The organism is Noviherbaspirillum sp. (genome assembly GCF_035254685.1).
GTDB lineage: Bacteria > Pseudomonadota > Gammaproteobacteria > Burkholderiales > Burkholderiaceae_D > Noviherbaspirillum.
On the sequence record NZ_DATFAI010000022.1, the window covers coordinates 134046 to 156234 of the forward strand.

General features: G+C 59.9%; 19 protein-coding genes, 2 tRNA genes and 1 pseudogene. 9 read left to right on the forward strand and 13 right to left on the reverse strand.

The window, feature by feature from the left end; all coding sequences use genetic code 11:
* Positions 1 to 39: 39 nt before the first annotated feature.
* From panC to VJ698_RS08610, 4 genes and pseudogenes are all read right to left on the reverse strand, one after another.
* Positions 40 to 879: a pantoate--beta-alanine ligase gene (gene panC / locus VJ698_RS08600; protein ID WP_324102331.1), complete on the reverse strand. Its 840-nt coding sequence runs from the start codon at positions 877 to 879 to the stop codon at positions 40 to 42.
* Positions 876 to 953, reverse strand: a pseudogene (locus tag VJ698_RS24590) (hypothetical protein); the annotation flags it as partial. The gene panC and the pseudogene VJ698_RS24590, both read right to left, overlap by 4 nt.
* On the reverse strand, positions 929 to 1801 hold the full coding sequence (locus tag VJ698_RS08605) for a segregation and condensation protein A (protein ID WP_414691144.1): 873 nt from the start codon (positions 1799 to 1801) through the stop codon (positions 929 to 931). The pseudogene VJ698_RS24590 and the gene VJ698_RS08605, both read right to left, overlap by 25 nt.
* Positions 1802 to 1806: 5 nt before the next feature.
* Positions 1807 to 2016, reverse strand: a complete 210-nt coding sequence (locus tag VJ698_RS08610) for a DUF3460 family protein (protein WP_324102333.1) — start codon at positions 2014 to 2016, stop codon at positions 1807 to 1809.
* A 255-nt stretch (positions 2017 to 2271) separates the two neighbouring features.
* On the opposite strand from VJ698_RS08610, the gene VJ698_RS08615 reads away from it, so the two are divergent.
* Positions 2272 to 4401: an EAL domain-containing protein gene (locus VJ698_RS08615; protein ID WP_324102334.1), complete on the forward strand. Its 2130-nt coding sequence runs from the start codon at positions 2272 to 2274 to the stop codon at positions 4399 to 4401.
* Between the two features lie 3 nt (positions 4402 to 4404).
* Here VJ698_RS08615 and VJ698_RS08620 read toward each other — a convergent pair whose 3' ends face one another.
* The 8 genes from VJ698_RS08620 to metG all read right to left on the reverse strand — a co-directional run bounded on the left by VJ698_RS08620 (position 4405) and on the right by metG (position 14383).
* Positions 4405 to 4932, reverse strand: coding sequence for an NADH-quinone oxidoreductase subunit NuoB (locus VJ698_RS08620; RefSeq protein ID WP_324102335.1), 528 nt, complete (start codon positions 4930 to 4932; stop codon positions 4405 to 4407).
* A complete protein-coding gene (locus VJ698_RS08625; RefSeq protein ID WP_414691134.1) occupies positions 4932 to 6488 on the reverse strand; it encodes an NADH-quinone oxidoreductase subunit C in 1557 nt (518 codons plus the stop codon). Before VJ698_RS08625 ends, VJ698_RS08620 begins: the two co-directional genes overlap by 1 nt.
* A 3-nt stretch (positions 6489 to 6491) precedes the next feature.
* A complete protein-coding gene (locus VJ698_RS08630; protein WP_414691135.1) occupies positions 6492 to 7958 on the reverse strand; it encodes a hydrogenase 4 subunit F in 1467 nt (488 codons plus the stop codon).
* A gap of 1 nt (position 7959) precedes the next feature.
* Positions 7960 to 8619: a formate hydrogenlyase gene (locus VJ698_RS08635; protein WP_324102336.1), complete on the reverse strand. Its 660-nt coding sequence runs from the start codon at positions 8617 to 8619 to the stop codon at positions 7960 to 7962.
* A gap of 1 nt (position 8620) precedes the next feature.
* The gene (locus VJ698_RS08640; protein ID WP_324102337.1) at positions 8621 to 9571 is read right to left on the reverse strand and encodes a respiratory chain complex I subunit 1 family protein; all 951 of its coding nucleotides are present in this window, start codon (positions 9569 to 9571) and stop codon (positions 8621 to 8623) included.
* Complete coding sequence (gene hyfB, locus VJ698_RS08645; RefSeq protein ID WP_324102338.1) at positions 9568 to 11580, reverse strand: hydrogenase 4 subunit B; 2013 nt, start codon at positions 11578 to 11580, stop codon at positions 9568 to 9570. Before hyfB ends, VJ698_RS08640 begins: the two co-directional genes overlap by 4 nt.
* A 176-nt stretch (positions 11581 to 11756) precedes the next feature.
* A complete protein-coding gene (locus tag VJ698_RS08650; RefSeq protein WP_324102339.1) occupies positions 11757 to 12287 on the reverse strand; it encodes a GNAT family N-acetyltransferase in 531 nt (176 codons plus the stop codon).
* 2 nt (positions 12288 to 12289) lie between these two features.
* Positions 12290 to 14383, reverse strand: a complete 2094-nt coding sequence (gene metG / locus VJ698_RS08655; RefSeq protein ID WP_324102340.1) for a methionine--tRNA ligase — start codon at positions 14381 to 14383, stop codon at positions 12290 to 12292.
* Positions 14384 to 14562: 179 nt separating this feature from the next.
* On the opposite strand from metG, the gene apbC reads away from it, so the two are divergent.
* From apbC to VJ698_RS08690, 7 genes are all read left to right on the forward strand, one after another.
* A complete protein-coding gene (gene apbC / locus VJ698_RS08660; protein ID WP_324102341.1) occupies positions 14563 to 15651 on the forward strand; it encodes an iron-sulfur cluster carrier protein ApbC in 1089 nt (362 codons plus the stop codon).
* Positions 15652 to 15756: 105 nt separating this feature from the next.
* On the forward strand, positions 15757 to 17151 hold the full coding sequence (gltX, locus tag VJ698_RS08665) for a glutamate--tRNA ligase (protein WP_324102342.1): 1395 nt from the start codon (positions 15757 to 15759) through the stop codon (positions 17149 to 17151).
* Positions 17152 to 17214: 63 nt separating this feature from the next.
* A tRNA-Ala gene (locus tag VJ698_RS08670) sits at positions 17215 to 17290 on the forward strand.
* A 48-nt stretch (positions 17291 to 17338) separates the two neighbouring features.
* Positions 17339 to 17414, forward strand: a tRNA-Glu gene (locus VJ698_RS08675).
* A gap of 211 nt (positions 17415 to 17625) precedes the next feature.
* Entirely contained in the window at positions 17626 to 18822 is a 1197-nt protein-coding gene (gene earP, locus VJ698_RS08680; RefSeq protein WP_324102343.1) for an elongation factor P maturation arginine rhamnosyltransferase EarP, read from the forward strand.
* Positions 18823 to 18932: 110 nt separating this feature from the next.
* Complete coding sequence (locus VJ698_RS08685) at positions 18933 to 19508, forward strand: elongation factor P (RefSeq protein ID WP_324102344.1); 576 nt, start codon at positions 18933 to 18935, stop codon at positions 19506 to 19508.
* Positions 19509 to 19699: 191 nt separating this feature from the next.
* Positions 19700 to 20095: a hypothetical protein gene (locus VJ698_RS08690; RefSeq protein ID WP_324102345.1), complete on the forward strand. Its 396-nt coding sequence runs from the start codon at positions 19700 to 19702 to the stop codon at positions 20093 to 20095.
* 71 nt (positions 20096 to 20166) lie between these two features.
* On the opposite strand, the gene VJ698_RS08695 is transcribed toward VJ698_RS08690, so the two are convergent.
* Positions 20167 to 21189, reverse strand: coding sequence for an NADP-dependent oxidoreductase (locus VJ698_RS08695; RefSeq protein WP_414691145.1), 1023 nt, complete (start codon positions 21187 to 21189; stop codon positions 20167 to 20169).
* A 357-nt stretch (positions 21190 to 21546) separates the two neighbouring features.
* Here VJ698_RS08695 and VJ698_RS08700 point away from each other — a divergent pair, with 357 nt between their 5' ends.
* Positions 21547 to 22071 (forward strand): polymer-forming cytoskeletal protein, encoded by a 525-nt coding sequence (locus VJ698_RS08700; RefSeq protein WP_324102347.1) that lies wholly within the window; start codon positions 21547 to 21549, stop codon positions 22069 to 22071.
* Positions 22072 to 22189: the final 118 nt, after the last annotated feature.

The following is a 22189-nucleotide window of genomic DNA, read 5'->3' on the forward strand; positions in this document are numbered from 1 at the left end:
CGCATGCCATGGAACGCCTCCGGTTGTGCCGCGCAGGGCTCAGATTTCGAGATTGTCGATCAGGCGTGTCACGCCGAGCTTTGCGGCGGCGAGCACGACCAGCGGTGAGCCTTGCGCGAGATCGCCTGCTGACGGCGGCTGCAGGTCGATGCGCTTGCGGATCGAGATGTAATCCGGCTTCCAGCCGCGACCGGCGAGCTTTGCCATGGCCTTGCGTTCCAGTTCGAACATGTCGAGATGGCCGGAGCGCACTTCGTCGGCGACTTCATTGAGCAGCTTGAACAGTTGCGGCGCTTCCGTGCGTTCTTCCGTGGAGAGGTAGCTGTTGCGCGACGAAAGCGCCAGACCATCGTCGGCGCGAAAGGTCTCGGCTGCAATGATCTCTGTCGGCAGCGCGAACTGGCGGGCCATGTTCCGCACGATCATCAGCTGCTGGTAGTCCTTCTTGCCGAACACCGCCACGCGTGGCTGCACGCAGGAGAACAGCTTCATCACGACCGTGGTCACGCCGGTAAAGAAGCCGGGGCGGAATTCGCCTTCGAGGATGTTGCCAAGGTCGTCGGGCGGACGTACGCGGTATTCCTGTGGCTCCGGATACATGTCCTTCTCGGTCGGCGCGAACAGCACATAGACGCCTTCCTTTTCGAGTTTTTCCACGTCGGCCTGAAAGGTGCGCGGGTATTTGTCGAAGTCCTCGTTCGGGCCGAATTGAAGACGGTTCACGAAGATCGAGGCCACGACCGGATCGCCGTGCCTGCGCGCCAGGCGCATCAGCGACAGATGGCCCTCGTGCAGGTTGCCCATGGTGGGCACGAAGGCGGTGCGCAGTTGTCCGCGCAACTGGTCGCGCAGTTCGTCAATGGAGGAAATGATTTTCATGGAACAGCCTTGCTACGTGATGTGCCGGTGCGGCCGGGGATAGTGAAGGTCAGGTCGGAGAATAAGCCAGTCGGACATAGATAGGCGCAAAAGCTTCCGCCTGTGTGATTTCAATCAGTGTTTCTTTTGCCAGTTCGAGCAGTGCGATGAAGTTGACAACCACTACCGGGACGCCGCGCGACGGATCGAACAGGTCGGCGAATTCGACGAACTTCGTCGTCTGCAGCCGGCGCAGAATGCTGGTCATGTGCTCGCGCACTGACAGCTCTTCGCGGCTGATGGTGTGGTGCGCGGTCAGCTTGGCGCGCTTGAGGATATCGTTCCAGACGGCCTGCAGCTCGGACATGCTGACTTCCGGCCAGCGCGTCACAACACTCTGCTCGATGAGAATCTGGGCGCGCACGAAGTCGCGTCCCACCTGGGGCAGGGCGTCAAGCTGTTGCGCGGCGAGCTTCATCTGTTCGTACTCGAGCAGGCGGCGCACCAGTTCGGCACGCGGATCTTCCGCCTCCTCGCCGGTGTCGCTCTTCTTCACCGGCAGCAGCATGCGCGACTTGATCTCGATGAGCATAGCCGCCATCAGGAGATACTCGGCGGCCAGTTCCAGATTGCGTTCGCGGATCTGGTCGACATATTCCAGGTACTGGCGCGTGACCTGCGCCATCGGAATATCGAGGATGTTGAAGTTCTGCTTGCGGATCAGGTACAGCAGCAGGTCGAGCGGCCCTTCGAATGCTTCGAGAAAAATCTCGAGCGCATCCGGCGGAATGTACAAATCCGTCGGCAGCTTGAACAGCGGCTCGCCGTACAGTTTTGCGTATGCCATGCCGTCCACCACGTCGGGCGTCGAGTCCGGTTGATTTGCAAGCGCAAGTTCGGGCGCGTCAGCCGGCAAGTGCGCGAGCAGCGCGTCCTGCTGCATCGTCATCAGTGCTTGGTCTGATAGACGTAGGCTTGCTGCTTGATGCGGGATTCTTCCGCACGACGGCGGGTGTCAAGGTCGAGCGGTGCCTTATCCCAATGAATCAGGCGGCCGAGGCGCTGCTTTTCTTCAAGCGCCGGGTTCTTCTGCTTCATCTCGGTGAGGAATTTCGTGTAGTCGGACACGTACTGCTTGTTGTGCTTGCTGAAACTCATGATGGCAATGGGTAAGGTGGGTAAAAGAGTACGCGCTATTTTACCCTGTCTTTGACGCTATTCCGTCAGTGCAATTGGACTTCCGGACGGGCGCCGGATTGATGTTGATGAATTGTCAATCGCCGTCGGAAATACTTGTGGCGAAATCGATTCGGAGTTGATATTATTTCCATCAAGTAACATTTCGCTCCGGTGCAATGCGATGTGCCGGCACCGCAGAGTGCAGAGTGAACTCGCGAACGATTGAGGCGCACGATGCTTGTGGCTGCTGAAAAGGAATTAGCCGATGTACTGGTGGTCGACGACACGGTGACCGACCGCGAGCTTCTGTCGGCCATATTGTCCGGCCAGGGGTACAACGTGCGCTCCGCAGCCAGCGGCGTCCACGCGCTGGAGCAGATCAAGCTTGCCCAACCCGATCTGATCCTGCTCGACATCCACATGCCCGAGATGGATGGCTTCGAGGTTTGCCGTCATCTCAAGCAGTCGAGGCAGCTGAGCGGCATCCCTATCATCTTTGTCAGTGTTTCCGACGACACTGACTGCAAGGTCGCCGCCTTCAATTGCGGCGGCATCGACTACGTCACCAAGCCATACAGATCAGCGGAAATCACGGCGCGCGTCCATGCTCACCTGCAGATGAAACGCGCGCGCGACCGCCTCGGTTTCCAGGCCGGGCACGACGCGTTGACCGGCCTGCCCAACCGCCATCTGCTCACCGATCGCCTGCAGCAGGCGATCAGTTTTGCGGAGCGCTACGGTGGGCAACTCGGGGTAGCCTATATCGACCTCGACAAGTTCAAGACCGTGAATGACCGGCTTGGCCACGAGGCGGGCGACCAGGTGCTGGTCGAAGCGGCATGCCGGCTGCAGGGCTGCGTGCGCGAGGCCGATACCATCGCGCGCATCGGCGGGGACGAGTTCGTTATCGTGTTCTACGACCAGAACTGCGAGAACGTCGCGACGAGCGCCATGCAGCGTATCCTGGATTGCATGTCCGAACCGATCGTGGTCGACGGTTATTCCATTGTGCCGGGCTGCAGCATCGGCTTTGCCTGTTTCCCGCAGGACGGCCGCGACGTCGACGCGCTGCTCAAGAATGCCGACACCGCGATGTATCGCGCCAAGGAACTCGGACGCAACAACTACCAGTTTTACACGACCGAGCTGAACCACCGTGTGAGTTCACGCATGGAGCTTGAAAAGAGCCTGTGTGCGGCCCTCGAGCGTGGTGAATTCGAACTGCACTACCAGCCGCGCATCGAATTGCGCAGTGGCCGCCTGGCCGGACTGGAAGCCCTGATCCGCTGGCAACATCCGGAACTCGGGCTGTTGCCACCCATGCATTTCATCCCGGCGGCGGAAGAAGCCGGCCTGAACGGTCGGATCGGGGACTGGGTGGTGCGCGCCGCCTGCACCCAGCACAAGGTGTGGGAGCAGGCGGGGCTGTCGCAGGTACCGATCGCGATCAATGTCTCGGCGTCCCAGTTCTTCAGCCCCGGTTTTGCGCAATCGATTTCCACAGCTTTGCGCGACACCGGTGTCGCCGCCGGCAGCCTGGAACTTGATCTCAAGGAATCCCTGTTGATGCAGGATCCGACCGAGACCATCCGCATCCTGCGCGAACTCAAGGTCATCGGTATCGGCCTGTCAATCGACGATTTCGGCACGGGCTTCTCCAATCTCAGCTACCTGAAGCGTTTTCCGGTGGACAGGATCAAGCTCGATCCGAGCTTCATCAGCGAAATCCACAACCATCCGGATGACCTGGCCATTGCGGACGCGATCATCGGGATGGCACATCGCCTGCGCCTGAAAGTGGCAGCTGAAGGAGCGGAAAGCGGGAGCCAGATCGCGCTGCTGGCCGCGCGCGGCTGTGATGAAATGCAGGGCGACTATTTCAGCCCGGCGCTGCCGGCGGACATGTGCGCCGCGCTGTTGCAGGAAAAGCGCGTGCTAGAGATCGAACGGTTCGGCATGTCGGCCGGGACGCGGACGGTGCTGTTGATCGACCAGGATCCCGACAGCCGGCGCGCCGTGTCATCCATGTCCGAGATTGCCGGGTATCGCTTGCTGGAAGCGCCGGGCGCGCCTGAAGCCTTCGACGTGCTGGCGACGGAGGAAGTGAGCATCGTCATGTGCGATATCGGCATGCCAGGAATGAACGGGGTCGAATTCCTGAGCCGGGCCAGGAAGATGTATCCGAACATCGTGCGCGTCCTGCTCAGCGGCTGGAGCGATGCAGGCATGGCGGCGGATGCGATCAACCGTGGCGGCGTCTACAAGTTCGTGCACAAGCCCTGGAACGAGAGTGAAATGATGGTGATGATCGAGGATGCTTTCACGCGTTACGAGAACAACGTTCGCGCGGCAGGCACCCATTGATGCTCATTTGCCCGAACTATTCTTCTGCGCCTTGACCGCCGTCAGGATGCCGCGAAGGATCTCGATCGGCGGCGGCGGGCATCCAGGCACGGTGACATCGACCGGAATGACATTCGACACGCGACCGCAACTCGCGTAGCTCTCGCCGAATAGGCCGCCGCTTGCCGCGCATTCTCCGACCGCCACGACCAGTTTCGGATGCGGCACCGCCTCGTAGGCATCCTTGAGCGCCGCTTCCATGTTTTTGGTGACTGGGCCCGTGACCAGAAGCATGTCGGCGTGGCGCGGACTGGCAACGAACTTGATTCCCATGCCTTCGATGTTGTAGTACGGATTGGTCAAGGCATGGATCTCGATTTCGCAGGCATTGCACGATCCCGCATCGACTTGGCGGATGCAGAGAGCGCGCCCGAGGATGGACAGGATATCGGCTGCGATCTGTTCGCGTTCGGTGTGCCACGCGTCGTTCGGCTCGGGCGCCTTTTCAGCCTGCAGGCCGACGCGGGCGATTTGCTTGAGAATGAACCACATCAGAGGTCGTGTCCCGAATAGCAGAGGTTGAACGATTTGTTGATCAGTGGGAAGTCGGGAACGATATTCCCCATGATTGCATGCTGCAGCACCGGCCAGTTCTGCCATGACGGATCGTGGCAATGGCAGCGCAGGATGTTGCCTTGCGCATCCGTTTCCAGCGCTACGAAGACGGCACCGCGCCAGCCTTCGACCCAACCCGAACCCAGGGCGTCGCCCATGGCCGTGGGGAAGGGAACGGCGATCGGTCCGCTCGGCAGTTGCCGCACGATCTCGCGCAGCAGGCGCATCGATTCAAAGACTTCCTCGAACCGCACGAAAACGCGCGCCGCGACGTCACCGTTGCGATGCGTCGCCATGTGTACGTCGAGCTGCGCGTAGGGCGCGATGGCCTGATCGGCGCGCGCATCCCACGCCTGGCCACTGGCGCGACCGGCCATGCCGCACAGGCCGAGTTCGGCGGCCAGCTTGGGCATGACGCGGCCGGCGGTCAGGAAACGATCCTGCAGGCCGGCGTGTTCGTCATAGATGTTGCGCAGCGCGCGGACTTCTGCTTCGACCTGGTTGCATTGCGCGCGCAGCAGGTCGACGCCGGCACCGTCGAGGTCGATGGTCACGCCGCCCGGGATGACACGATCCATCATGAATCGGTGGCCGAACAGCTGGTGGTTCAGGCGCATCCAGTCTTCCTTGAGCCGGGAAAACTGCGCAAGGCCGAATGCCAGCCCCGCGTCGTTGCCCAGTGCGCCAAGATCACCGAGATGGTTAGCGATGCGCTCGCGCTCCAGCAGCAGCGCGCGCAGCCATTGTGCACGCGCCGGTATCTCGCTGCGTGCCGCTCCTTCTGCCGCCATGCAATAGGCCCAGGCAAAGGCGACAGTCGAATCGCCGGAAACGCGGCCTGACAGCCGGGCACCATCCGCAAGCGTACGCCCGATGAACAGCTTGCCCGTACCCTTGTGCGTGTAGCCGAGGCGCTGTTCCAGCCGCAATACCTTCTCGCCGACCACCGAGAAGCGAAAATGGCCGGGCTCGATGGTGCCGGCGTGGATCGGGCCGACGGCGATTTCGTGCACGCCATCGCCTTCCACCGGCACGAAGGGATATTCTTCCAACGGGGTGTCGAACTGCTCCTTGCCGGAATGCTCGTGCCGCAACGGAAAATAATCCTTCGGCCAGCGGCCATGATTGATCCACGGGCGTTGATCTTCGGCGCCCTTGGCCCGTATGCCGAGCAGGTCGAATGCCGCGCGCTGCATCCTGTCCGCAGCGGGGAAGATGTGCGACAGGTCAGGATAGCCGTCCCGTTCGTTCGCGAGCAGGCGCAGCCAGAGCAGCCCTTCATCTGCGCAGTAGACCGCCGACATCACGCAGCAGTCGGCGAGAGGGCGGCGGTCCGTGCCCCAGATGGCGATCAGTCGTCCACCTTCGACCTTGACCATTTCCGCCACCCGCACCCACTCGTGTTCGGCGACATCCGACACGCACATCGGCACACTGCCCTGCAGCGACTTGAAGGGGAGTGAATAACGCTTGCTGAACCTTTCCGTATTCATCGCTTACCCGACGATCATCTGGACCGCCTGCCTGAACCACATGTTCAGGTAGACAGGAATGTACAAACCAAGCACCAGCGCAAGGCCGAGGTGGATGAACACCGGCAGCAGCGCGGGCGGATGCGCAAGCGGCTTGGCAGTCGTGTCGCCGAACACCATCGGCAGCACGCGTCCAAGGATCGAGGCGAACGCCACGCCGAGTGCCAGCAGCAGGACCGGTGTGGTCCAGGGCAATTCGCGCATGGCCGTGGTCACGATCAGGAATTCACTGGAGAACACGCCAAAGGGCGGCATGCCGAGGATCGCCAGGGAGCCGAGCAGCATGCTCCATCCCACGGTCGGGCTGACCTTCACCAGGCCGCGGATGTCTTCCATGACCTGTGTGCCGGCCTTCTGCGCCGCATGTCCGACGGCGAAGAAGATCGCCGATTTCACCAGGGAGTGCACCGTCATGTGCAGCAGTCCGGCATAGGTGGCGATCGGCCCGCCGATACCGAAGGCGTAGGTCATGAGGCCGATGTGCTCGATCGACGAGTAGGAGAACATGCGCTTCACGTCCTTCTGGCGCGAAAGCGAATAGGTCGCCACCAGCACCGACAGCAGGCCGAAGCCGACCAGCAGGCGGCCGGGAAGGCCGCTCATCAGGGCGCCATCGGCCAGCACCTTGAAGCGCAGCACGGCATACAGTGCAACGTTGAGCAGCAGGCCAGACAGCACCGCGGAGATCGGCGTCGGACCCTCCGCATGGGCATCGGGCAACCAGTTGTGCAGCGGCACCAGGCCCATTTTCGTGCCGTAGCCGACCAGCAGGAAGACGAAGGCAAGCGACATGACCGTCGGTTCGAGGCGCGCCTTCACGCCATTGAGATTGGTCCACAACAGCGACTCGCTGCCGCCGCCCAGTTCGCGATAGGCCGCAAGGTACAGCAGAATCGTGCCGAACAGCGCCAGCGCAATGCCGACGCCGCACAGGATGAAATACTTCCACGCCGCTTCCAGGCTGGTTGCGGTGCGATAGACGCTCACCAGCAGCACGGTCGCCAGCGTTGCGCCCTCCATGGCCACCCACAGCATGCCCATGTTGTTGGTCATCAGGGCCAGCAGCATGGTGAACATGAAGAGCTGGTACATGCTGTGGTACAGGCGCATACGGCGCGGCGTCATCTTGCCATGGTCGCGTTCGACGCGCATGTAGGGTCGCGAGAAGAGTGACGTGGTCAAGCCGACGAAGGCGGTCAGCGTGACAAGGAAAACATTCAGCGGATCAATGAACAGCAGCTTGCCGAAGGCGAAGGTCGGACCGCTGGCGATGATCTTCGCCGTCAGCATGGCGGCAGCGATGAAGGTCACCAGGCTGAAGCCGACATTGATTTCCGGTGCGGCCTCGCGGTCGCCGATCAAGCCCAGTATCAGGCCGCCGAGCAACGGCGTGACGAGAACCAGAACGAGGGCATCCACCAGGGCATCCATGTCAGTCTTCCTTCAGGCTTTCCAGGTTGTGTATATCCAGATTGTCGAAGCGTTCGCGGATCTGGAACATGAACACCCCGAGGATCAGGATACCGACCAAGATGTCGAGCGCGATGCCGAGTTCAACGATCATCGGCATGCCATAAGTTGCTGCCGTTGCGGCAAAAAAAAGTCCGTTCTCCATCGCAAGGAAACCGATCACCTGCGGCACTGCCTTGGAGCGGGTGATCATCATCATGAAGGAAAGGAGGATGCAGGCCAGCGCGATGCCGAGCGTGCCTCGCGCGATGGAAGAGGAGAGCTGCGCGATCGGCAGCGCGAGGTTGAACGCGATGATCACCAGCACGATCCCGATCAGCATGGTGGTCGGCACATTGATGAGCGGTTCCACGTCCCATTTGACGTTGAGGCGCTGGATCAGCTTGTGCAGGATCCACGGAATCAGGATGACTTTCAGCGCAAGCGTCAGCGCCGCGGAAAAGTAGAGGTGGGTTTCATGCGTGACGAACGCAACCACCAGCGTGGTGGCCACCAGCACCGCGCCGTGCAGCGTGAACAGGTAAATCAGCGACAGGATCCGGCGCTGGCTGAGCATGGCAAAGGTCAGCAGCAGCAGCGTGGCGGCAAACAGGTTCAGCACTTGTCCCGCGTAGTTCATCATCCTATGCCCCCAGCAGGAAGTGGACGAGCATGCCGATGACTGCCAGCAGGAAGGCGGCCGTCAGGAACTCCGGGACGCGGAAAATGCGCATCTTGGCGCTGCTCGTTTCGATCAGGGCAAGCAAGGCGCCGCCGATGGCGAGCTTGATCGCCAGGGCTGGAATCGCCGCGACGAGTTCGAACGGGTTGGCAGGCTCGGAAATGCCCCACGGGAAGAACAGCGCAATGCCGATGCAGGAATAGGCGAACAACTTGAGGCTGGCCGCCCATTCCACCAGCGCCAGGTGGCGGCCGGAATATTCGAGGATCAGCGCTTCGTGGATCATGGTCAGCTCAAGGTGCGTCGCCGGATTGTCGACCGGCACACGGGCGTTTTCCGCCAGTGAGACCATGGTGAATGCGACGCCCGCGAAGGCAAGGCTGGGATAGATCGCCAGCTCGCGATGCGTCAGGTTGTCCACGATGCTGGGCAGCAGCGTCGACTGCGTGATGAGCGATGCCGAAAACAGCACCATCAGCAATGCCGGTTCCGCGAGGAAGCCGACCAGCATTTCGCGCCGCGCACCCAGCGTGCCGAAGGCCGTGCCGACATCCATTGCCGCCAGTGCGATGAACACGCGCGCCAGCGCAAGCAGGCCGACCAGCGCAATGGCGTCGGCCGCCGGCGAGAGCGGCAGGTCGGTCGACAAGGTTGGGATGATCCCGCAGGCCAGCGTCATGCAGCCGAACACGATGTACGGAACCATGCGGAACAGCGGCGTGGCATGGGTGGCCAGCACCGATTCCTTGTAGAACAGCTTGTGCAGCATGCGGTACGGCTGGAAGATGCCTGGCCCCTTCTTGTTCTGCAGCCATGCGCGGCACTGGTTGGTCCAGCCTGTCAGCAACGGCGCCGCGGCGAGCGCGACGATGATTTCGAGGAGTTGAAGGAGCAGGCCGGAGAAATTGATCATCGTGTCACCAGCATCAACATCAGCAACAGGGTCAGGAAGCTGTAGAGCAGGTAGACCGCGATGCGCCCCTGCTGGAGCATGCCGACGACGCGCGCGACCCTTTCAGTGAGCCGCGCAATCGGGCGATAGATCAGCGCCCAGAACGGATCTTCCACCGTCACCTGGTAGCGCGGCGCCTTGTCGAAGGCTGTTGGCAGTTCTCGCGTCATGCGGAAAAACGGCCTGAAGATTTCACGGATCGGCTGGCCGAAGCCTTCGGCGGTGTCCTGCATCCGCGCATTCATGATGGGGAACCCGCATGCCCATGGAGCGGAACGACGGAAGCGGCCATGATAGAAACGGCGCACCAGCAGGAATGCCAGCAGGCAGCAGGCGAGCAGCATCATCACGAACACGGCGGGCGCAAAGCTGGCGCGCTCCGATGCCACCGGAACAAGGAAGAGCGAACCGTTCTGCGACACGGCCGACGCGATGCCGTCGCCGACCAGGAAGTTGGTGACGCGATCGATGGTCATCACTAACTGCACGGGAAACAGACCGAAGACGGCGCAGGCCGCGACCAGCCAGCCGAAGCCGGCACGCTCCAGGATATCCGCATCGTGCGCCTGGTTCAGCTTCGGCTCGCGCGGCTGACCGAGGAAGATGACACCGAAGAACTTCACCATCACATAGCCGGCCAGCGCACCCACCAGCGCAATCACCGCGGCCACGATCGGGATCAGCATGTTAAGGAAGGAATTCGGCAGGCCGGGGGTGAAAAGAAAACTTTGCAGCAGCAGCCATTCGGAAACGAAACCGCCCAGGGGCGGCAAGCCGGCGGCTGCAAGCGCGCCGACCAGGGCCGCCCAGCCAGTCCATGGCATGAAGCGCAACAGCCCGCCCAGCTTGCCGAGATTGCGCTCGCCCGTGGCATGCAGCACGGTGCCCGTGCCGAGAAACAGCAGGCTCTTGAAGGCGCCATGGCTGGCGACGTGGTACAGGCTCGCGGTGAGCGCCAGCGCCGCCAGGCCGGACATGCCATATCCGCGGAACAGGATTGTCAGACCGATTCCGACAAAGATCAGCCCGATATTCTCTATCGACGAATAGGCGAGCAGGCGTTTCATGTCGGTCTGCACGGCGCTCAGCACGACGCCGAACAGGGCCGTCGCCAGTCCGATCGCCATCGTGGTTCCGCCCCACCACCATATCTGGTCGTTCAGCAGGTCGAAGGTCACGCGCAGCACACCGTAGACACCGGTTTTCAGGACGAACGCACTCATCAGCGCTGAGATCGGTGAGGGCGCGGCCGGATGCGCTTCCGGCAGCCATACATGCAGGGGCAGGATGCCCGCCTTGGCGCCGAACCCGAACAGGGCGAGGAAGAATGCGATCGAGGCCCAGAACATGCTCAGGTGCTGCTGCCGCATGTTGGCGAAGGTGTAGTCGCCGGTATTGGCTTGCAGCAGGCCGAAGCACAGCAGCAGGCCCAGTGCGCCAACATGTGAAATGAGGATGTACAGGAAGCCGGCGCGGCGTACATCGGGTATGCGATGGTTGGCAATCACCAGCAGGGTGGCCGTCAGGGTCATGCATTCCCAGGCGATCATGAACACATACGCATCGTCTGCGACCAGCAGCAGCGCCATGCTGGCGAGGCAGGCATGGTATTCAAGGCAGAGCAGGCCCGGTGGCGTGCCTTCTCCCTTGCGGAAGTATCCGGCGGAAAAAATGGACACGCCGGTACTGACGATGCCGAAAACGAACAGGAAATAGGCAGACAGGCTGTCGAGACGCAGGTGGAAGGGCAGGTCCGGCAGGCCCAGCGGCAGGACCATGGTTTGCGGCGCATCGATGAACACGCCGGAGAGGCCGGCCGCACCGATGAATATGCCGAGAATGGCGCCGAGGGGAAACAGTACGCGCGCTACCAGCGTGGTGCGCTTGATCACAAACAATCCGCAGGCGCCGATGACGAACCATCCTGCTATCACGAAAAGTATGTAATCAAGCCGACCCAGGTATGTCACCAGTGTTCCTTGTCTCGATTCGCGAAGATTGATGCCTTACGCGACCATTATAAGGGCAGGGTTGGAACAAGGGGTATAGTTTTGAAAAGCTTTTTCGGCGGCGTGAGAAGCCTTTGACCGATGATAAGAACGAACTGGCGATGTGATGATTGCCGACGGAAGTCTTCGAAAATTCGCTAATATCGAAGCAATCGTCGCATCACTGTTGGCGCAGGTTCCTCCGGATTGGCATGCGTGTATTCCAGCTCGGGTGCCAGGTCGAAGCCAAGGGCGGCATAGAGATCAAGCAGCCGCGGCTGGTCGGCCCGGACGCCGAGCCGCAGTTCGATGACATCCGCAGCCTGCGCGCGATGGATGACGGCTTCGAGCAGAAACTCGGACAGGCGCTCGCCGCGCCAGGCGGGCAGCACGCCCATGCGCATGATTTCCCACACCTGGGGTTCGCTCTCGACCGGCACCCAGCGCACCGAGCCGATGGCTTCCTCGCCTTTCATCAGGATGAAGGCGCCGCCGTGCTGCAGGTGTTGCAGCACGCGTTCGGCAGCTTCGCGATGGCCGCTCGACGTCATCGCCACCTTGCCGGCCCACGCCGCGCGCGTCAAATCGGCGATCAGGGCAGCATCCTTGATGCCGGCTTCCCGGACCAGGAGATTCCGGGAGGTGCCGGGCGAAGGCGGCTTGCTACTGTGCGATTCCGCGGTCGGCATGTTTAATGCACGCGCATGCCTGGCTCGGCGCCTGGCCATGGATTGAGCACATAAATGCCCGGCTTTGCCTTTTCGTCGGCGGATGACGCGGCCAGCACCATGCCTTCCGACACGCCGAACTTCATCTTGCGCGGCGCAAGGTTGGCCACCATCACGGTCAGCTTGCCGACCAGGTCTTCCGGTTTGTAGGACGACTTGATGCCGGAGAAGACGTTGCGGTGGCGGCCTTCGCCGACATCGAGCGTCAGGCGCAGCAGCTTGTCGGAACCTTCGACGTGTTCGCAGTTGACGATCTTCGCGATGCGCAGATCGATCTTCGCGAAGTCGTCAATCTTGATTTCCGGTGCGATCGGCTCGATCGCACCGCCGTCCTCACCTTCCCCCTCGGAGGGCTGGGATGGTGCTGCGGCGGTTGCGCCTTGACTCTGCTCAGGCATTTCAAAAAGCGCATCCAGCATCTTCGGATCCACCCGCTGCATCAGGTGCTCGAAGGTGCCGATGGAGGTTGGGCTGTTCTGCAAATCAGCCCAGGTCAGCTCACGGTCGATGCCGAACAGGGTCGACACTTTGCGTGCCAGCGCCGGCAGGATTGGCGCGAGGTAGATGGTCAGGCAGTAGAAGGAGCGCAGCAGGTTGCTGCACACGTCCTGCAGTTCCTGGTTATTGGCCGGGTCCTTGGCCAGCTCCCATGGCTTTTTCGTGTCGACATACTGATTGACTTCGTCGGCCAGCGCCATGATCTGGCGGATCGCCTTGCCGTACTCTCGCGCCTCGAAGGCTTCCTTGATGGTCTCCTCGTGCTCGCCGAAACGCAGGCGCCAGCTCATTGCTTCGCCGCCGGTGACCGGATCGCTCAGCTTGCCGCCGAAGCGCTTGGTGATGAAGCCCGCCGCGCGGCTCGCGATGTTGACGTACTTGCCGATCAGGTCCGAGTTGACGCGCAAGACGAAGTCGTCCGGATTGAAGTCCACGTCTTCGACCTTCGCATTCAGCTTGGCCGCGATGTAGTAGCGCAGCCATTCCGGGTTCATGCCGATGTCCAGGTAACGCAGCGGCGAAATGCCCGTGCCGCGCGACTTGGACATCTTCTCGCCGCTGACGGTGATGAAGCCATGCACGAATACATTGTTCGGCACTTTCAGGCCGGAGAACTTCAGCATGGCCGGCCAGAACAGCGTGTGGAAATAGATGATGTCCTTGCCGATGAAGTGGTATTGCTCGGTCGACTGGTCGTCCATGAACGCCTGGTAGTCGCGGCCGGTCTTGTCGAAATAGTTTTTCAGTGAAGCGAGGTAGCCCACCGGCGCATCCAGCCAGACGTAGAAGTACTTGCCCGGCGCATCCGGAATTTCGATGCCGAAGTAGGGTGCGTCGCGGCTGATGTCCCAGTCGCCCAGCCCCTCGTCGCCTTCCAGCCATTCCTTGGCCTTGTTGATGACTTCCGGTTGCAGACGATTCGGCTCCTGCGTCCATTCACGCAGGAATTCCACGCATTTCGGGTTCGACAACTGGAAGAAATAGTGTTCCGAAGTGCGCAGCACCGGCGTCGCGCCCGACAGCGTGGAATACGGATTCTTCAGGTCCGTCGGTGCGTACACCGCACTGCACACTTCGCAGGAATCGCCGTACTGGTCCTTGGCGCCGCACTTCGGGCACTCGCCCTTGATGTAGCGGTCCGGCAGGAACATGTTCTTGACCGGGTCGAAGAACTGTTCGATGGTCTTGGTCGTGATCAGCTTGGCCTGGTCGCGCAGGCGGCGATAGATATCCTGCGACAATTGGTGGTTTTCCGGTGCATCCGTCGAATGCCAGTTGTCGAAGCTGATATGGAAACCGTCGAGATATTGTTGGCGGCCAGCGGCGATGCGCGCAACGAATTCCTGCGGTGTGATGCCGGCCTTTTCGGCAGCGATCATGATAGGCGCACCATGCGCGTCGTCCGCGCCAACGAAATACACCTCATGCCCCTGCATTCGCTGGAACCGCACCCAGATGTCGGCCTGGATATATTCCATGATATGGCCGATATGAAACGCGCCGTTGGCGTAGGGAAGGGCGGTGGTGACGAACAGCTTGCGATGCGGTGTGGTGCTCATTTGGCAATGCTTATTGAATGAAATAAAACCCCCATTTTAGCAGTGCGGGAGCGCATGTCGCAGGTGCGCGGTGTCAAAGGAGAAGCGGATCGGGTCGGTTGCTGACCTTTTCATAGGGTTAATCGGCTCGCCAGGGCGGGTTTGGTTTAGACTTGGCAGATCACTATCCAGGAGAAGTAATGACTATTACTGTTGAAGCCGTCAAGGCGGCCTTGTCCCAGGTTGTCGATCCCAATACGGGTAAAGACCTCGTTTCCGGGAAATCAGCAAAGAATATCCAGGTCAATGGTGCTGATGTCAGCTTCGATGTCGAGCTCGGCTACCCGGCCAAGAGCCAGATCGATGCCATTCGCAGCGCCGCTGTCCATGCTGTGCGCGCGGTTTCTGGCGTCGGCAATGTAGGGGCGAATGTGTATTCGAAAATCATCGCCCATTCGGTCCAGCGCGGCGTCAAGTTGATGTCGAACGTCAAGAACATCATCGCCGTTGCGTCCGGCAAGGGCGGCGTCGGCAAGTCGACCACGGCCGTCAACCTGGCGCTGGCGCTGGCCGCCGAAGGCGCCCAGGTCGGTATCCTGGACGCGGATATCTATGGCCCCTCGCAGCCGATGATGATGGGCATCTCCGGCCAGCCCGAGTCGCGCGACGGCAAAACCATGGAGCCGCTGGAAAATTATGGATTGCAGGTGTCGAGCATCGGTTTCATGATCGACCCTGACCAGCCCATGGTGTGGCGCGGCCCGATGGTGACACAAGCCCTGCAGCAACTGCTGGAGCAGACCAACTGGCGCGACCTCGATTACCTGATCGTCGACATGCCGCCCGGCACCGGCGACATCCAGCTGACGCTGTCGCAGAAAGTGCCGGTGACCGGTGCGGTAATCGTTACCACGCCGCAGGACATCGCATTGCTGGATGCCCGCAAGGGCCTGAAGATGTTCGAGAAGGTCGACATTCCGATCCTTGGCATCGTCGAGAACATGAGTACCCACATCTGCACCAACTGCGGTCACGAAGAGCCGATCTTCGGCTCCGGCGGCGGCGAGAAGATGTGCAAGGACTACGGCGTAGACTTTCTTGGCGCCTTGCCGCTTACCATCTCGATCCGTGAGCAGACCGACTCCGGCAAGCCGACAGTGGTTGCCGATCCGGACGGCGCGGTGTCGAATATCTACAAGGAAATCGCACGCAAGGTGGCGGTCAAGGTTGCGGAAAAGGCGAAGGACATGACGAGCAAGTTTCCGAATATTGTTATCAAGAACGACTGACAGTCTTTTAACGCACATTTCCCCGCTGTTGCCGACAAGGTAAAATAGCGGGACCTTCATTTGACACGGCTTTGGCGATCCAAGGCCGTTTTTATTTCAGTTGCCATGACAGTCCGTACCCGCTTTGCTCCAAGCCCGACAGGCTACCTTCATCTCGGCGGCGCGCGCACCGCGCTGTTTTCCTGGGCCTTTGCCCGCCATTTCGGCGGCACCTTCATCCTTCGCATCGAAGATACCGACCTGGAACGCTCCACACCGGAAGCGGTGCAAGCCATCCTCGACGGCATGGAGTGGCTCGGCCTGCAGCACGATGAAGGCCCGTTCTACCAGATGCAGCGGATGGACCGCTACCGTGAAGTCGTTGCGCAAATGCTGGAAGCAGGCACTGCTTACCATTGCTACTGCACGCCCGACGAGGTGGAAGCGATGCGCGAACGCCAGCGCGCCGCCGGTGAGAAGCCGCGCTACGACGGTACTTGGCGCCCGGAACCGGGGAAGACCTTGCCCCAGGTTCCTGATGGGCGCAAACCGGTGGTGCGCTTCAAGAATCCGCTTGACGGCGACGTGACCTGGAACGACATGGTGAAAGGGCCGATCACGATTTCCAACAAGGAACTCGATGACCTGGTCATCGCGCGCCCCGATGGCACGCCCACTTACAATTTCTGTGTCGCGATCGACGACTGGGACATGAGGATGACCCACGTCATCCGCGGCGACGACCACGTGAACAACACGCCGCGTCAGATCAACATCCTGCGCGCGCTCGGCGCCCCGCTGCCGGAATACGGCCATGTGCCGATGATCCTCGGCGCCGATGGCGAGAAGCTTTCCAAACGCCACGGTGCAGTCAGCGTGATGGAATATCCGGCGCAGGGCTATCTGCCGGAAGCGATGCTGAACTACCTCGCGCGTCTCGGTTGGAGCCACGGCGACGATGAGATCTTTACGATGGAACAGTTCTGCCAGTGGTTCGACGTCAAGCATCTGTCAAAGTCGCCGGCACAGTTCAATCCGGAAAAGCTTGCCTGGCTGAACAACCATTACATCAAGCTGGCCGACAATGCGCGCCTCGAAGGTCTGGTGCGTCCGCACCTCGTGGATGATGGCGCCGTGTTCGAAGGCGCGCCGGACGTGCAGGCGGTGATCGCATTAATGAAGGATCGTACCAACACGATCAACGAACTGGCGGACGCAGCCATGCTGTTCTATCGCGAGCCCAGGCCCGATGCGGAACTCGTTGCGCAGCATGTGACCGAAGCAGTGAAGCCAGCCCTTGCGCAGTTCGTTCAGAAATGCAAAACGATGGAATGGAACAAGGCGACGATTTCCGCGGCGATCAAGGAAGTGATCACCGCGCACAAGCTGAAGATGCCGCAACTGGCTATGCCCTTGCGGCTGCTTGTCACTGGTCAGTTGCAGACGCCGTCGATCGATGCAACGCTGGAATTGTTCGGCCGCGACATGGTCGTGGCGCGCCTCGAAAAAATTATTGGCTGATTTTTCGAAAGTGGATTTACACGGGAGAAAAAACTTTGCTATACTCCTGTTTCTTCGCACACGGGGGGTATAGCTCAGCTGGGAGAGCGCTTGCATGGCATGCAAGAGGTCAGCGGTTCGATCCCGCTTACCTCCACCAGCGTAAGTGTGCAACAAGAAGAATAGGCTACTGTGTTGACAGATTTCTGTCCCCATCGTCTAGAGGCCTAGGACACCGCCCTTTCACGGCGATAACCGGGGTTCGAATCCCCGTGGGGACGCCAAATAAAACGCCACGCAATCGCGTGGCGTTTTTCTTTTCTGGCGCTACGCGAAGCAATTCTGAATGCATAGGATGGCTGAGCATGAACCGGCCATGCTTGCTGGCGATTGTGGCCGTATTCATGCAAGAATACCCTCGTGCCGCGAAGTGAATCCGCGTCCGCGAAACCGCGGAACAGCATGATCGCAGGCACACGACCCTGATCATCGATTATGTTTCCCAACACAACCCCGCCAACATCCCTCGCCATCTTCTGCAAGGTTGTCGATAACTATGGTGACATCGGTATCTGCTGGCGTCTCGCCAGGCAACTGCAGCATGAACACGGCATCGCCGTTACCTTGTGGATCGACGACTTGCGGACGTTTCAGCGGATTTGTCCCGAGGTTATAGTTGACGCCGAGCAGCAGAAGGTCGCTGGCGTGATGGTGCACCATTGGCGCGACCAAGGGGGTGTGTTCGCGACGAGTGATGTGGCCGACATCGTCATTGAGTTTTTTGGTTGTGACATTCCGCCCGGCTATGTCGCTGCCATGGCAGAGCGCAGCTCGCGTCCAGTATGGTTCAATCTCGAAGGCCTGAGCGCCGAGGATTGGGTCGAAGGCTGCCACAGTTTGCCTTCGCCGCATCCACGTTTGCCAATCACGAAATATTTTTTCTTTCCGGGCTTTACTGACAAGACAGGTGGACTGCTGCGTGAATCCGGGCTCGACGAGCGACGCAGGCAATTCCAGTCGGACCAGACGGGGATGGCGGCGTTTCTCGCGCAGTTCGGTGTCACGCCGGCGGAAATGGCTTCGTTGAAGGCAAGCCTGTTCTGTTATCCGCATGCGCCGGTTTCGGCATTGTTCGAGGCGTGGCAACGCAGCGCCGCTCCCACCACTTGCCTTGTGCCCGAGGGTGTGGGGATCGAGCCGGTGCGCGCGTTCCTTGGCGCGGATGCAAAACCGGGTGCCGCACGAACGCGTGATGGACTCACGATACGCATCCTGCCTTTCGTTCCTCAACCGGAGTACGACAAACTGCTATGGGCGTGTGACCTCAACTTCGTTCGGGGTGAAGATTCCTTTGTGCGCGCGCAGTGGGCCTGCAAGCCATTTGTCTGGCATATCTACCCTCAGGACAAGAACCTCCATCACGTGAAGCTGCGCGCGTTCCTGCAGCGTTATTTGCCGGATATCGAAAGTCTCACTGCATTCTCCTTGTGCTGGAATGGTGTGACGACTGATGGTGCGCCGGACCAGACCCGATGGCAGGCGCTGTGGACGCAATTTCAAGCCGATTTGCCCAAAATTGCGCAAAGAACCACTGATTGGGAGCAGAAAATGCTTGAAAACGGGGATTTGGCATCCAATTTAATGAAGTTTGCAGGCTCCCTCAGGTCGGTGCGTGCCGAAAACAAGGTATAATGCGCGGTTAATTTTTACCGTTTGACGTCGGTCAAGCGTGAGCTTGCGGTGCTGTTGGCCATGCGGCGACAGATGATTTTTATGCAACTTATTTTTTACGTACTCTCTCTATGAAACCTGCAAAAGAAATTCGTGTTGGCAACATCATCATGGTTGACGGCAAGCCCTTCATCGTCCTGCGTTCCGACGTTAATGGTTCGAGCCGCACGGGCTTCACCTACAAGTGGAAGATGAAGAATCTTCTGACCAATGCACCGCTGGAAAACGTGTTCCGCGGCGACGACAAGTTCGACGTCGTCGTTCTCGACAAGAAGCCGGTGACCTATTCGTACTTTGCCGATCCGCTGTATGTGTTCATGGACACTGAGTACAACCAGTACGAAATTGAAGAAGAAAACCTGGGCGACGCACTGCACTACCTGAAGGACGGCATGGAATGCGAAGCCGTTTTCTATGACGGCAAGGCGATTTCCGTTGAACTGCCGATCACCATCGCACGCCAGGTTGTCTACTCCGAGCCTGCAGTCAAGGGCAACACCTCCGGCAACGTCCTGAAGGAAGCCAAGATCGAAAACGCCATCGAAGCGCATTGCTACAACGTTCAGGTGCCGCTGTTCGTCAGCCAGGGCGACGTAATTGAAATTGATACCCGTACCAACGAGTACAAGCGCGTAGTCCGCAACTAAGGCTTCGTGATATCAGCAAAAAGCGCTGTCGATGACTGGCAGCGTTTTTTTTCGCCTGTCGATCAGCCGATGGAATTGATGCCTCCCCGACGACCTTTGCATCCTTGGCATGGCGGGTTAAACTGGCGGCTGTTTTGCCGGGTTTTCGAAGGGAATGTGACGGTATTCGTCAATGGGAGAGGGAAGGGGAAATGAAGCGACTGCACTTGATTGCCGCACTGACTGTGTCGGCTCTGATGAGCGCATGCTCGATCGTGCCAAAGAGCCTCGGCGGCACTGCCACTTACTTCGAACCGGAGACGACCGCAGCCCCGCATGCCAATGTCGCGCGCAGTCCTGACCTGCCCGAGGAGCGTATCCAGATCCAGGACGCGGATGGCAGCGCAGTGGTACAGAAAGTTGCGTTCCGCTCCGGAGTGTCCTCTGCCACGGTGGAACGCCTGGCCAAGAGTTACGGCTGCACTGGTCGCACCGGCGCGGCGCTCCTTACGGCAAAGGGGCCGGTCGAGGTCTATCGTCTTCAGTGCGATAGCGGCGCGACCTTCATGGCGCAGTGCGAACTGCGTCAATGCCGGCGGATGCGCTGAACGATAAACCGCCGTACAATAGACGATAGGCAGCCCGTTCCCGATTGCGAGAGGGGCTGCCCGGTTCCAGATTACTCGTCTCCGGCAACCTGCAGGATCAGCTTGCCGAAGTTCTTCCCCTCAAACAGCATCAGCAAGGCTTCCGGGAATTTCTCCAGGCCGCCCTGGACGATATCTTCGCGCGTCCTGAAGCTTCCTTCCTTCATCCATGTCGCCATTTCCGCTGCGGCGATATGGTAACGGTCCGCATAATCAAAAACCACAATGCCTTCCATGCGTGCCCGGTTCACCAGCAGCGACAGGTAATTGGCAGGGCCCTTGACCGGCGTCGTATTGTTGTACTGGGAGATGGCGCCGCAGATGATGATGCGGGCCTTCATGTTGATGCGGGTGAGCACATCATCGAGGATGTCGCCGCCGACGTTATCGAAATACACGTCGACCCCGTTCGGGCAGTGCTTCTTCAGTCCTTCGCGCACGGAGCCGTTCTTGTAATCGATGCAGGCATCGAAGCCGAGTTCGTTGACGACGAAATCGCATTTGTCCTTGCCGCCCGCGATGCCGACTACGCGGCAGCCCTTCTGTTTCGCGACCTGGCCGACCGTCTGCCCGACCGCGCCCGCCGCACCGGAGACGACGATCGTTTCACCGGCCTTCGGCTGGCCGACATCCAGCAGGCCGAAATACGCCGTCATACCCGGCATGCCCAGCGCGTTCAGGTATTTCGGTAGCGGAGCCGCCTTCGGATCGACCTTGTAGAACGCAGCGGTCTTGTCGTCAGCAGGCCCAACCCAGTATTGCTGCACCCCAGTGCCGCCGGAGACATAGTCGCCGACTGCGAACCTGGGCGACTTCGATGCAATGATCTTGCCGATCCCACCGGCGCGCATCACTTCGTCGATCGCAACCGGACGGATATATGATTTGCCCTCATTCATCCAGCCGCGCATTGCAGGATCGAGTGATAGGTAAAGAATCTTGACCACGATTTCACCGTCGGCGATATCGCGCACCGGCTCCATGGTGAATTTCCAGTCGCTTTGTTTCGGCATGCCGACCGGGCGCGCAGCCAGGCGCACCTGCTGATTCGTCATCGTCATTTCATGTCTCCTTGGGGTTGTTGAGTGACCCTACTATACATGAAATGGAACGACCGTGCTTTTTTATTGAAAAGTGTAACAGATCAAAACAATGCCGGAACTTTCCACTCGTCATGCTGACCAAGTGGGGAGCCGCAACATTGCTGCGGCTCAAGAGGTGGGGAGGTGAGAGTCTATCTCGCTGATGCCAAGGTTCGCAGCAGGCCTTGCTCATCGGGATAGGCTCTTGTTCCTGCAGCGCAAACGCAAGTTAAGTGTTGCGTCGTTTTCGATGCGATGGAAATGTCCGGCACGTTTCCATGACATCGCAAAAATCACGTTCTAACTACGTCATCATTTTCAGGAGATCACATGCTTCGATCCGAAACGCTTTTTGGCAAGCGCGAAACCAATACGCCAAATTCTCCTCTCCATACTTCCAGCGGTATTGTTCCGAACGGTACGTCGGGTTTCAACAAGCCGGTTCCGCCTATCGGCACCACGAACAATGCCGACAACACGTCCAGCAGCACCAACGAGGGTGGCAGCAAGCTGATCGTCGGCCCGAACATCAAGCTCAAGGGCGTTGAAATCACCGACTGCGATACGCTCGTGGTCGAGGGCCGTGTCGAAGCCACGATCGATTCGCGCGTGATCCAGATTGCCGACCGCGGCGCATTCAAGGGCTCGGCTGAAATCGACATCGCCGAGATTCGCGGCGAATTCGATGGCGAACTGACGGTGCGCCAGAAGCTGGTGATCTACGCGACCGGCAAGGTGTCGGGCAAGGTCCGTTATGGCAAGGTCGTGATCGAAGAAGGCGGTCAGCTGTCCGGTGACATCCAGGTTGGCGCTACCAGCGCGAAGAGCAGCCTGTCCGTCGCCAAGGTCGGCTAAGCAACGAACGCAATCATTCATCAATGAAATAGCAAGAATGGAGTGGATGACACTGCTTGGAGTAACCGCACTGCCGATTTCGCTCCTATAACAAGTTACCGCCAGCGGCCGCTCGCGG